Origin of the sequence: Kribbella steppae, from assembly GCF_004342025.1 — a bacterium.
In the GTDB taxonomy this organism is placed as follows: Bacteria; Actinomycetota; Actinomycetes; order Propionibacteriales; family Kribbellaceae; genus Kribbella; species Kribbella steppae.
The window spans coordinates 40,354-54,769 of sequence record NZ_SLWN01000018.1; the positions used below are offsets into that span (position 1 = coordinate 40,354).

General features: G+C 68.1%; 12 protein-coding genes. 4 read left to right on the forward strand and 8 right to left on the reverse strand.

Going from position 1 to position 14,416, the window contains the following annotated elements:
• Positions 1-2: 2 nt before the first annotated feature.
• Positions 3-521 (reverse strand): hypothetical protein, encoded by a 519-nt coding sequence (locus EV652_RS37840; protein WP_132214665.1) that lies wholly within the window; start codon positions 519-521, stop codon positions 3-5.
• A 139-nt stretch (positions 522-660) separates the two neighbouring features.
• Here EV652_RS37840 and EV652_RS37845 point away from each other — a divergent pair, with 139 nt between their 5' ends.
• The 3 genes from EV652_RS37845 (at position 661) to EV652_RS37855 (ending at position 5,945) form a co-directional block, all read left to right on the forward strand.
• On the forward strand, positions 661-1,194 hold the full coding sequence (locus EV652_RS37845) for a hypothetical protein (RefSeq protein WP_132214667.1): 534 nt from the start codon (positions 661-663) through the stop codon (positions 1,192-1,194).
• A 510-nt stretch (positions 1,195-1,704) separates the two neighbouring features.
• A complete protein-coding gene (locus EV652_RS37850) occupies positions 1,705-3,840 on the forward strand; it encodes an MMPL family transporter (RefSeq protein WP_132214669.1) in 2,136 nt (711 codons plus the stop codon).
• A gap of 932 nt (positions 3,841-4,772) precedes the next feature.
• Positions 4,773-5,945 (forward strand): ScyD/ScyE family protein, encoded by a 1,173-nt coding sequence (locus tag EV652_RS37855; RefSeq protein ID WP_199238629.1) that lies wholly within the window; start codon positions 4,773-4,775, stop codon positions 5,943-5,945.
• A 241-nt stretch (positions 5,946-6,186) separates the two neighbouring features.
• On the opposite strand, the gene EV652_RS37860 is transcribed toward EV652_RS37855, so the two are convergent.
• Positions 6,187-6,555 (reverse strand): cupin domain-containing protein, encoded by a 369-nt coding sequence (locus EV652_RS37860; RefSeq protein WP_132214671.1) that lies wholly within the window; start codon positions 6,553-6,555, stop codon positions 6,187-6,189.
• Positions 6,556-6,667: 112 nt separating this feature from the next.
• Here EV652_RS37860 and EV652_RS37865 point away from each other — a divergent pair, with 112 nt between their 5' ends.
• Positions 6,668-7,342, forward strand: a complete 675-nt coding sequence (locus tag EV652_RS37865) for an HAD family hydrolase (protein WP_132214673.1) — start codon at positions 6,668-6,670, stop codon at positions 7,340-7,342.
• A gap of 473 nt (positions 7,343-7,815) precedes the next feature.
• Here EV652_RS37865 and EV652_RS37875 read toward each other — a convergent pair whose 3' ends face one another.
• The 6 genes from EV652_RS37875 to EV652_RS37900 form a co-directional block, all read right to left on the reverse strand.
• Complete coding sequence (locus EV652_RS37875; RefSeq protein WP_158441454.1) at positions 7,816-8,850, reverse strand: lysylphosphatidylglycerol synthase transmembrane domain-containing protein; 1,035 nt, start codon at positions 8,848-8,850, stop codon at positions 7,816-7,818.
• Positions 8,851-9,159: 309 nt separating this feature from the next.
• On the reverse strand, positions 9,160-9,456 hold the full coding sequence (locus tag EV652_RS37880) for a putative quinol monooxygenase (RefSeq protein ID WP_132214677.1): 297 nt from the start codon (positions 9,454-9,456) through the stop codon (positions 9,160-9,162).
• A gap of 233 nt (positions 9,457-9,689) precedes the next feature.
• Entirely contained in the window at positions 9,690-11,891 is a 2,202-nt protein-coding gene (locus tag EV652_RS37885) for an MMPL family transporter (RefSeq protein WP_158441456.1), read from the reverse strand.
• An 82-nt stretch (positions 11,892-11,973) separates the two neighbouring features.
• Positions 11,974-12,636, reverse strand: coding sequence for a response regulator transcription factor (locus EV652_RS37890; RefSeq protein ID WP_132214681.1), 663 nt, complete (start codon positions 12,634-12,636; stop codon positions 11,974-11,976).
• Positions 12,633-13,739 carry a sensor histidine kinase gene (locus tag EV652_RS37895; RefSeq protein WP_199238630.1) on the reverse strand — a complete coding sequence of 369 codons (1,107 nt, stop codon included), beginning with the start codon at positions 13,737-13,739 and terminating at the stop codon, positions 12,633-12,635. The genes EV652_RS37890 and EV652_RS37895 overlap by 4 nt, the downstream gene beginning before the upstream one ends.
• Positions 13,740-13,870: 131 nt before the next feature.
• Positions 13,871-14,263: a glyoxalase superfamily protein gene (locus EV652_RS37900; protein WP_132214685.1), complete on the reverse strand. Its 393-nt coding sequence runs from the start codon at positions 14,261-14,263 to the stop codon at positions 13,871-13,873.
• Between the last annotated feature and the right edge of the window lie 153 nt (positions 14,264-14,416).

A 14,416-nucleotide genomic window follows, 5' to 3' on the forward strand; every position in this document is an offset into this window, starting at 1 on the left:
ACTCAAGCCAGCGGTTCGATTCGGTAGTCCCCGCCGTCCTCGATCACCAGGATCCCTTCGCCCTTGCCCATCGAGGAGATCGCCTCACCGGCCAACCCCAGAACCGCAGCCTCGTTGGTCGGGCTGTGCCCCACGACAAGTGCCCGTCCACCGTCGGGCAGTCCTTCCACCACCTGTCGCAACGCCACGCCCAGCAGCCACGATTCCCTGTCGACAAGGTCCGGATCGACCGCCCGCATGGCTTCGACATCCGCGCCTTTCCCCGCTGTCCTGGCCGCGGCCCGCCACCGGTCCTCGACCGAGGATCGCAGAGCGGTCGCCTCGGTGATCGGCACGTCGTTCTGGCCGGTCGCACTCCGCAGGATCTCCAGCATTTGGGTGCAGCGCGCCGCCCCGGTAGAGACGAACGCAACGTACGGCGGATGCAGCCGACCGCTGATGGCCTCCGCATCCGCCACTCCCCGAGGTGTCAGCTGATCACCATCGTTGTCGGTGTGCCGACGCAGCTCGACGTACCGCATGTGCTCAGTCTGCCCCGTCCAAGGACAGCTTCGCACTGCCTGGACGCAGTCTTGCCGACGATTGCCTCGACGAAGCTCAAGAATCGCCGATTGTGGGTACTGGTAGGCAGTCGGGACGCGGCGAAGGTAGGTGGTCTTGATGTACGACGTCGTCCTGCTGGTCGAGGAAGAGTTGAGCGTGCCGGATGCAGAGCGGGTGGTGGAGCTCTACGCCAACGCGCCGGACCAGGTCAGCCTTCATGTGATCATCCCGTGCGAGGACGCCAAGGCCGGAGTCCAGGACTCGCTGGGCGGCCTCGCCGGAACCGAGCTCTACGGGATCGCCGCCGAGCGGCACTCGATCGCGTCGGACGAGGAGGCGCTCAAGGCGCAGGAAGCGGCCCAACGGGAAATCGACGCCCAGGCCACCACGGCCCTGGATCGCAGCATCGAGCGGCTCCGGTCACTCGGTCGGCACGCTGACGGCCTGATCACCCGCAGCCGGCCCGTGGACGAGCTCGTCGAACAGATCCAGCGGGTCAACGGGCAGGAGGTCGTCGTTCTCACCCGGCCGCACATCGTGGCCGAGTTCTTCCACGTCGACTGGTCGGCCCAGGCACGCCGCCATCTCGGCGTACCAGTGCTTCATCTGCTCGAACAGCACCAGGACAGTCCACTGGAGCCCGGCCGATAGCAGCGAGACCCGGCTCGGCGTTCACTCCCCAGCCTCAAGCCATTCGGTGCGGAAACTCCTCGACCGGCTCGACTGGCGGGTCCGCGACCAGCACACCCGACCCGATCGATGCTCGCGGCAACGATCGAGACCCGCGACCGTCTCGGGTACGACGCTGCCTGGCCTCCTGGGGCAGGGTTTGGACGGTCTCCAGCAGCGAGAAGCCTGTTCGGACATAACGAGCAGTCCTCCGGCATCATGACGCCGGCCACGTGCCCATCGCTGCCTGGAAGCTCCGTCGGCAGCCGGATGCTGGTCGAGGGTTCAAGCCCTCGACCGTCACCGCAAACCTCACCAAGTCCGATCTACTGAGCCGGGTCAGTCCCTGGGGCCCTGGGTGCGGCCGCGATATGCCGCCTGTGGTGCAGCCTCACCTCCGCCGCCAGGAGACTCGGCGGCTCCGAGTCGTTCGCGAGCGCGCCCGGTGTCGTTTCGGCCCGCGGGGCCGATCAGGCGAGTAGCGTTCGGACCATGGTCGCTGCTCTGGGAAAGCTCGTAGTCCGCGCCCGCTGGTGGGTCATTGCCGCCTGGATCGTGGCCGCCGTGGTCATCGCGATGACCGCCCCCGCCCTGCAGTCCACGCAGGACCAGTCGGAGTTCCTGCCCGCGCACTACGAGTCCGTCAAGGCGCTCACCGTCCAACAGGAAGCCTTTCCCGAGCGCGGTGAGATCGGCGCGATCGTGGTCTTCGACCGCGAGGATGGCAGCGAGCTGACCAAGGACGACCAGGCCAAGGTGTCCGCCATCGCCGAGCAACTCAACACCAAGGGCTACGACAACCTGGGCACTGCGGCCGCTGCCCCGGCTTCGGACAACGGTTTGGTGCAGGCGATCTTCGTGCAGGTCAAGCCGGGCAAGAACGCCTTCGACCCGGCTGCTATCGAGGACGCCCGGAGCCTGCGCGCCGACCTCCAGCCCCTGGTTCAGGGGAGCGGCCTCCGCTCGGGCGTGACGGGCCCGGCAGCCCAGTCGCTGGACTCCCAGGAGTCGTCCGAGCAGGCGCTCGTCGTGGTCAGCGTCGTGACCCTGTTGCTCATCGTGGTCCTGCTCGCGCTGATCTTCCGTAGCGTCATCGCGTGCGCCCTGCCCATCGTGACCGTCGCCCTGGTCGGGACGACCGCCACCGGGCTCATCGCGGTGGCGAACGAGGCGTTCGACCTCAAGGCCGACAGTTCCATTTCGGTGATCTTGTTCATCGTGCTGTTCGGCATCGGGACCGACTACATCCTGTTCTTCCTGTTCCGTTACCGGGAGGCCCTGCGGCTGGGCTTCGACGGTCGGGGCGCGGTGTCCCACGCGGTCGAGCGGGCCGGTGAGGCGATCGCCTCGGCCGGCGGGGCGGTCATCATCGCCTTCATGGCGATGGTGCTGTCGTCCCTGAGCATCTTCCGCTCGATCGGACCGGCGCTGGCGATCGCGGTCGCGCTGGCCGTGCTCGCGGCGTTGACGCTGGTCCCCGCAGTCGTCGCAGTCCTGGGGCCAAGGGTCATCTCCTGGCCGTCGAAGAAGTGGATGGTCGAGCCCGAGGCCACCCGGTTCCGCGCCATCGGACGGTCGGTTGCCGCGCGCCCGGTCCGCTACGCGGTCATCTCGGCGGGGTCGCTCGCCGTCCTGTCGTTGTTCGCCCTCGGGTTCAACCCGACCTTCAGCTTCTCCGACAGCAGCACCGAGCAGACGGAATCGGGCCAGGCGCTGATCACCTTCCAGAAAGGCCAGCCAAGTGGTGCCGCCGACCCCACGACGGTGCTGTTGCGCTCGACGGGCGACCAGCCGCTCGACGACGCCGAGCTCAAGACGTACGCCGCCGAGCTAGGCACCGCAGACGGCGTCGCGTCTGCGGCGCTGACCGCCAGCACCGATGACGTCGCGGTGTTCACCGTCGTCCTCTCCGACGACCCCACGTCCGATGCGGCGATGGCCAACGTCGAGGGTCCCGTGCGCGACACCGCGCACTCGGCCGCGCCGGACGGGACCGAGGCTTTCGTCGGCGGCACCACGTCGATCTTCGTCGACCTCGACGACGCGATGGCGCGCGACTACTCGGTCGTGTTCCCGGTTGCGGCAGTGCTGATCATGATCATCTTGGCGTTGCTGCTGCGCAGCCTCGTCGCGCCGTTCTACCTCATCCTCTCGGTCGGCCTCGGCTTCACCGCCAGTCTGGGCGCGACCGTGCTGGTCTTCCAAGGCCTGCTGGGACAGCAGGGGCTGATCTTCATCCTGCCGATCTACATCTATCTCTTCGTAGTGGCGTTGGGCACCGACTACAACATCTTGATGGTGGCGCGCCTGCGGGAAGAGGCACGGGGAGGGCTCGAACCACGGCCCGCGGCCGCCAAGGCGATCGAGCATGCCGGTCCGACGGTCGCGGCCGCCGGCCTGATCCTCGCCGGCACCTTCGCCTCGCTGATGTTCGCCGAGGGCACGTTCTTCAAGTCTTTGGGCTTCTCGTTCTCCGTCGGCATCGCCATGGCCGCGTTCGTGATGGCGCTCTTCTTAACCCCGGCGCTCACCGCACTCATCGGGCACGCCGCGTGGTGGCCCGGCCACGGGGACCGGGCGACCGACACAGTCGAGGAGCCCGCCGAGGGACGCGTCCTGGAGAGTTGATCCGACCGGGATCGCGCTGGGCAACTGTCAGGCACCGTCGCGTGATGCGATCGCCGAACATGACGGGCTCGTCGGCCGACCGTCGGATCAGTCAGATCCTGAGTCGGGGCTCCTCGAATGCGTTGGTCAGCCGGCGCGGCGTCGACTCCCAACTCGTAGTGGCCGCGGCGCAGGCTCGCTGCGCCCGGATGGAGACTTCGTTCTCCTCGCCGAGCAGAATCGCGGATATGCGGCGCCGAACTGCTTGATTGACAGATCCAGTGAAGGTAGCCGTCTCAGATCGTCTCGCGACGGGCGCCGCCCGGGGAGGGCGTGCGGCCTCGGCTGCAATCAGCGGTTGCGGGTTCGAGGTGCCGCTCAGACGTTGAGCTGAAGGCGTGTGGTTAAGGTGCGTGTCCCCCTCGGACACTGAAACAATTGTTTCAGGTCATCAGGTGGCGCGGTGTTCGCGTCGCCTGTTTGTTGTCTGCGGTGGCGGATCGGGATGGTTGCTCGGAGCAGAGCCGTCACCAGTACGGCTGCGCCGGGGTCGGCCGCCTCGCGGAGTACCGGCGGTAGCGCCTCGCGGGCGGCTCTTCGATTCAGTCATGGGGTTGTCCAAGATCCTCCTCGAACGCGAGGGAGCGGCGACCGTTCAAGTCCAGAATGACGGACCCGCTGACGGTCAGCCCGCAGATTGGATCAGAGTCGCCAAGTGGCTACCACCCTCCCCCGGCTCGTCGACAAGCCCGGCATCGGCCGTCTGGTGCAGCCCATCGGACCCGACGCTGAGGCACCGTTCCAGACCCACAAGCCTGGGCGGTCGTGGCCTTCACCCGTCAGCGCAGGCTGGTTGCTGGCACAGCCCGTGCACCGCGTCTCACTGTCGTAACCGAAGGCAACGTCGATGCCGGCCGTCTGATGTGCCCTCAGAGCTCGAAGTTGATGGGGCGATGCGAACTGTGGACGGCTGGGACGGTCATGAGCAGACTCGGGAGAAGGGAGTGCACTACCAGGGAGGGCACATGTTCCGGCGCACGATGATCATCGGTACAGCACTGAGCACCGGGTTGGGTCTCGCCGTCCTGCCGGCCACGCCGGCGGTCAGCCAGGACTCACCGTGGCGGGTGGTCGCATCGGGGCTCGACAGCCCTCGCGGCCTGGCGTTCGGCCCGAACGGCACCCTGTATGTCGCCGAGGCGGGCGTGGGCGGCACCAGCCCATGCCTCCCACACCCCCTCGGACAGATCTGCTACGGCGCCACCGGCGCGGTCACCGAGGTGAAGCGAGGCCATCAGAATCGGGTCCTCACCGGACTCCCGTCATTCGCTTTGCAGGGGACGCCCGAGGTCTTCGGACCGTCTGACGTGGCACCAAATGGAAGCGGCAACCTGTACGTGACGCTAGGCCTCGGCGCCGACCCGGCCATCCGCACGGCACTGCCTCCGGAGGGTCGGACGGCCGCGACCCTGGTCCGTGCCAAGCCGTCGAAGGGGACGTTCCGGCTGGTGGCCGACATCGGCGGGTTCGAGCTGTCGGACAATCCGGACGGCGGACTCCCCGACAGCAACCCGCAGGGTCTGCTCTCCACTGCAGGAGGCCAGGTGGTCGCGGACGCCGGCGGCAACTCCCTCCTGGGCGTGCGCCAACCCGGACGTATCTCAACCCTCGCGGTGTTCCCACCGCGACTGGTACCCAACCCGTTCGGTGGCCCAGACATCCCGATGCAGGCCGTGCCGACGACAGTGACCCGGGGTCCGGACGGCGCGCTGTACGTCGGTCAGCTAACCGGGTTCCCCTTCCCGGTCGGCGGCGCGAACGTCTACCGGGTCGAGCCGGGCGGACAACCCGAGGTGGTCGCCAGCGGGTTCACGAACATCATCGACATCGCCTTCGGTCCCGACCACTCGCTCTACGTGCTCGAGATCGCCCACAACGGCCTGCTGTCCGGTGACACGACGGGTGCACTGATCCGCCTGGCCAAGGACGGCTCGCGCACGGTCATCGCCAGCGAAGGTCTCACGATGCCGACAGGGCTGGCGCTCCGGGACGGCAAGGCCTACGTCTCGAACTGCGGCGTCTGCGCCGACATCGGCGAGGTCATCGCGATCCCACTGCCCGGCTAGGCAAGGCGGTAACGCTAGCTCCCGAAACTGCGTGCTAGCGCGGGGTCTCATCCTGCGCCGGATGCCGCTCCACCATGCTCGCTGTCAGAGCAGGGCTGGCACGCCACGTCACATTTCGACGGGCTGCGTCGTCATACGGGTGAGATCAAACACCAGCCCGGCACCGTGGCGTGCGGCAGCACCCCGGAGGAGGTGAATCCGATGCACCACGTCCTGGTTCTGCCAAGGCCGATCCGAACGATCAGGCGCAGGCGCCCGAGAGCAACTGTGTGAGCAGTAGTACGGACGGTTCCAGGGCGTCGACGTTGTGACGCTGCGGCGGCACCGCCACCAGGTCACCTGGGCCCAGCTCTACCTGTGCGTCACCGGCGCGACCCAGGACCTGACCCTGCAGTTGCTCGACGGTCAGTCGGTCGGTCGGGTCTTTGGCGAGCGATCGGGCGCAGGTGGCCGGGGCCACCGCGACCAGTGTGCTGAACGGGTCGCCCGCGCCGATTGGTGACGTTCCCTCGACAGCCGCGAACAATGTCGCGTCCAGCGAGAATAGATCGGACGCCGTGGCCGGCCGCGCCACACTGTGGATGCCCCGGGTCGCCCCACCGGTCCCCACGAACCGCATCCTTAGGGCATTGCCGGCGATGGTCCGGGCGGTTGGCATTTCCTCTCGTGGCCAGCAGGCTTGGACAAGCGAGCGATCGGCTTCGACCGCCCCAGGGAGTGCAATGGCGGATCCCGAGATACAGGCAGTGGTCTTCGACCTTGACGGTGTTTTGGTGGACTCCGAGCAGCAGTGGGACGAGGTCCGTCGCGGAGTCGCCGCCGAAGCCGGCCGCCCCTGGCCCGTTGGCGCGACCCGTGCATTGCAGGGTATGAGCACGCCAGAGTGGTCGGACTACCTTACGGCGGTGATCGATGTACCTGGCCGGCCGCAGGACGTGGCGGCCGAAGTCATCGACCGCATGGCGAGCCGATACCGGCTACGGCTGCCGCTGCTGCCTGGCGCCATCGAGGTCGTGCGACGACTCGCGAGCCACTGGCCGCTGGGACTGGCGTCGTCGTCACCGCGACAGCTGATCGACGCGGTCCTCGACTCTGCGAACTTGGCAAGCAAGTTCCGTGTCAGCGTGTCCACCGAGGAGGTCCAGGCCGGCAAGCCGTCACCCGCGGTCTACGAGGAGGTGGTGCGGCAGTTGACTGTTGAGGCGCGGCAGGCGGTTGCGATCGAGGACTCGAGCAACGGACTGCGGTCGGCTGCCCGGGCGGGTTTGCGCGTCATCGCAGTTCCCAACAAGGCCTTTCTGCCCGACAAGGACGCCCTCGGCCTCGCATCCGTTGTCGTGCACTCACTTGATGACATAACCGCTTCACTGGTGACGTCGCTGGCTGAGCGAGGCTAGCGTCCCGGTTCCGCAGGCAATCTGTCCGGGTCGTGCGCCTCCAGCGTCATCAGCCGTCGCGGATGGGTCCTGCTTGCGAGCAGGTCCTGCCACTGTTCCCAGGTCTTTCCCGACGCCTTTGCGCGAGGCTCGTCGGCGTCCTTGATCGTGCGTGTCTCCGGCATGCCCTGTGGACGCAGACCCACCACACGGATGCGCTGGGGTGCGAGCTGAGCGGACAGTGACGAGTGAGTGCCTCCTTGGCCGCCTGCGCCGGACCGTCACCAGCCACCAAGGGGATTCCCGTCCGCGAGTGGAGCGCGGTGACGGTCATGATCACCCCGGACTTGTTCGGAATCATGAACCGGCCCGCGAGCCGTGCTGTCAGGAAGTACGTCGTGACGTACGTCGTGACCGCCACGGAGAACTGCTTGGCATCCAGCTCGGCCAAGGGAACACCCACGATCCCCGCATTCGGGCGCTTTGGGCTGCGCTCATTCAGAGCGGGTGAGGTTGATCCGCCAACCTGCCCACGCGAGCGCACCGACTGGAATGGGCAGCCAGAAGGACACGAGCCGATAGAGCAGCGTGCCGATCGCGGCCGTGGCGGCGCTGATCCCGATGAGCACGAGCAGGGTCGTGAGTCCGGACTCGACGAAGCCCAGACCACCTGGAGTGAGCGGCACGATCGCGAGGGCCTGGGCCACGACGTAGGCCAGCAGCACCTCCGACGGGCGGGCGTGCGCGTCGAAGGCGGCGAGCGCAGCAACCAGCGCGGCGTAGTCGAACATCCGGTTCGCTGCGGCAGCGAAGACGGCACGCCACCAGCGGCCTGCGAAGGCGCTGGCGACGCGGTCGCGCTGCGCGACCAACGAGGCAGCGACCGAGTCGGCAGAGATGCTCCGCCTGACGAGGTGTCCGACGTGTCCACTGATACGCCCAGCGGCGACCACGAAGCCGGTCCAGGTGAGTGCGGTCACACCAACACCCACGATGACCACTGCAATGATCAGCGAGACCAGGAGGCCGAGTTGGAGCTGCCGGGCCGGCGGCGGACCGATGATGAGGGCCGGCACGGTGATGACGGGAAGCAGCAGGAGGACCGCGGTCGTCAACAGGCCGACCGCGGCGAGGGACGAGGCCACCACCGGTGCGGGTTGGCCGTCCCGGATTAGCACACGTGCTTGGACGACACCGCCGGTGGCCGGACCCCCCGGCACGACCTTGCTGGCCGCGTTGCCGGCCAGCTGCGCCGAGGCCACAGAGCCCCAGTGGGGCGGAGGTCCGCCGGCGGCCTCGTCAGCGGGGGCAAGCGCCAGCCGCGTCAGCCACCACAGCGACACCAGGCTGCACGTCTCCAGCGCCACCAGGACCAGAAACCACCACGGCTTGACATCTCGCAGCCCCGGCCAGGAGCCGAAGACGGACAGCAGGCTCGGCGCGACGACGTACAGGCCGATCCCTGTCAGCGCCAGACCGACAGCGCGTCCACCCCACCGTCGTACGAGCGCCCTGTCCCACCGCTGCATGGCTCTCCGCCCGTCGGTCCGGCTACCCGACACGGAGGTCGGCGCGGCCATATCCGTGCCACTAGAGCATAGCTGTCGCGCGATCGTCGGAGTCGATGACGGCGCGGAAGGAGAGCCAGAGCCCCCTGCGTCCAGCCCGACCAAACCGTGCCTCCAACCCGCCGGCGCGGCCAGAGGTCCATCGGCACCTGGGCCTGAGCGAACGGCACCGGTCCGGGTATGTCCCTCGCGGCCTGCACGACGAGCTTCGACTGGTGGCCCGCAGCGGAACGGCGACCTGGGGCCATGGCGGCAAAGATCAGCAGGATGCTACTTGACCGCGATGACGTCGATTGTTCGGATTTCGGGGTCGGCGGCGAGCAGGTCGGCGCCGACCTGTCCGAGGGCGACCGGGATCGCCCCGTTGAGGTGAGCCTGCCGGCCGTCCTCGTCGGCGAACGTGTCGAAGATCCCGAACGTCGTCGGCCCGAGGCGGAACGCGTACCAGGTGACTGTCCCCTCCTCGGCGGCCGCGAGCTCCCGCCCCTGCTCGAGGAACGCGCGCAGTTCCTCTTCCTTGCCCGGCTTGGCCTCCAACGTCGCCAGCAGTCCCCGGTCGATGCTCATCTCGGTGGTCCTCTCGTGAGTTCCCTCCACCGACCGTACTGCGCTTCGCCGGTGAGGTCCCGAGCCATCACCCTGATGGATTCGTCCTCAGGTCACGACGGTGCCGTTGGAGATGATCAGGTGGAGGCGTGTGCCGGGGCCGTCGCTGCGCATGATCTTGGAGACATGGCCCGGTCCGGAGATGCGATCAGATTCCGCGACGGTCGTGCGACCGCGAAACCGTGACCGTCAAGTCAGTGGCTTCCGCCGGGCATCGGCTCGCGCGCAGCCTTCGGTGGCGGCTGGGTGCCCTCGACGCGCACGTCGGGGAGCCAGGTCAGCCAGGACGGCAGGTACCAGTTGCGCTCGCCGAGCAGCTTCATCGTTGCCGGAACAAGAACGGAGCGGACTATCGTCGCGTCGATCAGCAGCGCGACAGCGATGCCGAAGCCCATTTGCTGGAAGGCGATGGTGTCGCCCATCGCGAAGCCCCAGAAGACGGCGATGATGATGAGCGCGGCGCCGGTGATGAGGCGGGCCGTCGAGCCGATGCCGAAGGCGATGGCGGCGTCCGTGTCGCCCGTCGCCGTGTAGCGCTCACGGATGCGGCTGAGCAGAAAGACTTGGTAGTCCATCGAGAGTCCGAAGAGAACGGCGAACAAGAAGAGCGGAACCCAGGCGTCGATCGTCTCGGCCTCGCTCAGCCCGAGGATCTCGTTGCCGACGCCTTCTTGGAAGACGAGCACGAGCAGCCCGTAGGCCGCTCCGACCGAGAGCAGATTCATGGCGATCGCGGTCGCCGGAACGACGATCGAGCGGAACGCGAGCGTAAGCAAGACGAAGCTGAGTCCGAGCACGAAGAGGAGCACCAGGGGAAGCCAGAAGTTGACGGTGTCCTGGTAATCGAGTTCCTCGGCGGTGTCGCCGCCGACGTACACCTCGGCGTCAACACCAGCGAACGCGCTGGGGACGACCTCGTCGCGTAGCCCGCGGACGGCGTCGATCGCACGCTCGCTGTCTGGATTGGCCGCGATCGGAACCGTGACGCGGGCGACCGTGCCCGCCTCATTCGCTTCGACGACCGGTTCCCCGAAGATCGGGCGGCGCGCGAGTTCCTGCTTGAGCCGAGCCACAGCGCCCTCGGTGGCGGGCCCGCGGACGTCTCCGACGACCGCGATGTCGACCGGCTCGGTCGACTCCTTCGGAAACTCCTCGCGGAGGAGGAGATAGCCCTGCTTCGACTCGAAGCGGTCGGGAAGCGTCGCCGCCCCCGACGTACCTGTGTCGAGCGCGAGCACTGGGGCCGCCAGCGCGAGCAACAGTCCGGCGCCGAGCACGAGGCTGGCGGCAGGGTGGCGCATGACCCGGTCGACGATCGCGGCCCAGAAGCGGCCCTCCCGGCCCGCCTGCTCAGCTGCTCGTCCGAAGAAGGGGATGCGCAGCGCATTCACCCGGTCGCCGAGCAGTGCGAGAACCGCGGGGAGGAGCGTCAGCGCGGCGATCACGGAGACGATCCCGACCAGAATCGCGCCGGCGGCGAGGCTGCGGAAGATCGTGCTCGGAACCAGCAGGAGCCCGAGCATCGCGAGCACGAAGGCGATCCCGCTGAAGAGGACGGCACGGCCGGCGGTGCCGCCCGCAGTGGCGATGGCCTCGAGCTTCGACTGCTCCCGCAGCCGCTCCTCCCGATAGCGAGAGAGGGTGAAGAGCGAGTAATCGATTCCGAGGGCGAGGCCCATGCCGATCAGCATGTTCTGGGTGAAGACCGAGAGGTCGTATGCCTGCGCCAGGAGTGCGACGAGCGCGAGGGCGACCACGATCGAGGCGAGCGCGACCATGACCGGAACAAGGCCCGCGACGACCGCGCCGAAGACGAGCAGCAGGACGACCAGGGCGAGTGGAGCGCCGAAGAAGAGCTCGCCCTTCTTCAGATCCTCCAGCGAGGCGGCGTCCTCATCGGCGTCCGCCGTCCTGCTGCCGGTCACCGCCGCGCGGTAGCCAGGCTCGTCATCGAGGCGCTGAACCGCATCGACCACATCGTCCACGTCGTCCTCCCCGTCGCGGCCAAGTGCGACCTGGAGCACTGTCGAGTCGCCGTCCTGCGACACGAGGCGCCGGTCCTCGCCGTAGGTGACGACGCGGTCCGCCCCGGCCGCCCGCAGCTCATCCGCGAGTGCGACGACTCGCGCGCGCGGAGCAGCCGCTTCGACCTTGCCGTCCTCGGCCCTCACCACGACGACCTCGCTGATCGCCTCCCCGCTCGCAACCTCGCGGGGAAAGCCCTCGGCGAGGACCCGGTCGGCCTCCTTGGATTCGGTCGTCCTCGTGATCTCGGTCTCGCCCTCGAACGCGAGGAGCGTCGCCACCAGCCCGAAGGCGCTGACAATGACGACGAGCCACAGCCCGACGACGAGCCACGGTCGGCGGCTGCACGCCCGCGCGAGTTTCTCGGTCATGCCGCCGACGCTAAGCACGCCGGTGCGGCGCCGCATCGCCCTGCGGGCTCGAACCGCGCTCCGACTACGGGTGGAGGCCGTCCTACGGTGTCCGGCCCGGAGTGACCACACCGTGGTCGTACGCGAACACGATCGCGGCAGCCCGGTCGCGCACACCAAGCTTGGCGAAGATGCTGCCGATACGCGTCTTCACCGTCGCCTCGGCGATGTGCAGGGCGACGGCGATTTCGGCATTGGTGGCACCGCGCGCCATCAACCGCAGGACATCGTGCTCGCGGTTGGTGAGCAGGTCGAGCCGCGCCGCGTCCCGCGCCGCCGGGGCAACGACCCGCCGGTACCGGTCGAGCAGCCGCGGCGCGACCGCCCGGTCGAACCAGGCCCCGCCGCCGGCGACCGCACGAACCGCCGCGATCAGATCCTCGGCGGACGAGGACTTGAGCACGAACCCAGCCGCACCGGCCTCGATCGCCCCCCAGAGCACTTCGTCTTCACCGAAGGTCGTGAGCACCAGGACGACGAGGGGGTTCTCGGCGGCACACAATCGCTTCGTCGCAGCGATTCCGTCGAGGTCCGGCATCCGAATGTCCATCAGGACGACGTCCGGGTGCAAGCCGGGCAACTCCGCTACCGCCTGCCTGCCGTCGGCGCATTCGGCCACGACCTCGAACCCGTCCGCAGGCGAGAGGATCCGCGCCAAGCCACCGCGTACGATCGCCTGATCGTCGACGAGAGCAACGCGGATCATGGCCTTCGCGGATCTCCCTCCGGTAGCTCGTTGTCGACCTTCAGCGGAAGCCTGCAGGTCAGTTGCCAACCGTCCGGCGTCGGCCCGGCCGCGAGGTCGCCGCCGAGCGCGGACGCCCGCTCTCCCATCCCGATCAGGCCGTACCGAGGCCGCTCGGGATCAGTCGCCCTGGCGGTGGCGACTGGTCCTGAGGTCTCGGCCACGAGACGTACGTCGCCGTCTGACAGCTCAAGCCCGAGCATCGTGTGCGCGCGGGGCGCGTGCCGAGCAGCGTTCGCCAGCGCCTCCTGAGCGATCCGGTAGAGCGCGACGCCCATCCCTGGCGAAATCCGAGCGAAGTCTCCTCGCATTCGCAGCTCGACGGCCAGACCCCCGGCCCGGGCCTGGTCGACGAGTGCGGGAATCTCTGTCGTCGACGGCGGCGGTGCCACTGCTGCCTCGTCGTCGTGACGGAGCAACGTGACCGTCCGCCGCAGCTCGTCCATGCTGCGGCGGCCCACCTCCTCGGCCGATCGCAGCGCTTCCTCGGCGGACCCCAAGTCGCGGTGCAACACGTGCCGGGCACTCGTGACCTGGAGCATCACGGCAGCCAGCCCGTGCCCCACGAAGTCGTGGACGTCACGAGCGACCTGACGCCGCTCGGCCAGCAGCGCCTGCTCGGCCAGCTGACGCCGGATGCCCTCGAGCTCGACCACGAGTCGCTCCTGGCGCGCGACCGCGCGACCGACGACCCAGATGAAGACGATGGCCACGATCCAGATACCGACGGCGACCTCCATCGGATCCTGGACCAGAGCCACCAGCACTGGCGTGGCCACCGCGAGCACACCAAGCGACGCCGCCGTTCCGAGCGATGGAGACCAACGCGCGGCCGCAAAAGCGAGCAGAGCGACATTGAACATGACCGGCTCGAGCTGACCGGAACGTTGTGCCACGACCACCGGAACGACTACGCCGACGGAAACGGCGGCGAGCGGCACAGTGGGGACGAAAGCCCACAGGCCGAAGGCGGCGACCGGCACCGCCATCAGGACGATGTCGGCGGCCGAAGACGGCTGAGTGATCGCCGCGACGAGGCCAAACGCCAGAGAGAAGAACGGCACAACGCGGCGAAGGTCGTCAGCTTCGAACCAACCTCGAGCGGAACCCTGTACCACAAGCAGACTGTACTGCGCGACTCTCGACATCGACATCACCCTCGAGGCGGAAGCCCGCCGCACTCATCATGGTGGATTCATGCTGACGGCGATCCCCACTGTCCGAGCGCGAACCGCGTGCCCTCCCAGTCCTCGAACATCGACCACATGCCGAAATGCATTTCCGCGGGCGGCGTCGGGAAGCGCACCCCTCGCCCAGTCAGTTCGGCGTAGGTCTGCTCGATGTCCTCGCACGTCAAGAACACATTCGAGTGCGGCAGCGCGGCGGGCACCTGACGCCTCGGCTCGTCGCTGGGACGGCGGCTCAGCACGAGCACCACCGAGCGATCGGGCGCCTCGACCTCAATCCAGCGCTCGTCGCCATGGACCTCGTCCATGACGACGTTGAACCCGATCGCGCCGGTCCAAAACTGCTTTGCCCGCTCCTGATCGTCGACCGGGACGACGACCTTGGCGACTCCAGTGATCATCCTCAACCCCTTCAGTAGTCATGACCGCCGGCCGCGACGACCCGACCTCGGCCCTGCGGTCATCTTCGGATTGGTGCGGACCTGGCTGACTCCTTCGTCGTCGGCCCGCCGGCTTCACCAGCGACCTCCTCCGCCCCCGACCGACCTTTCACA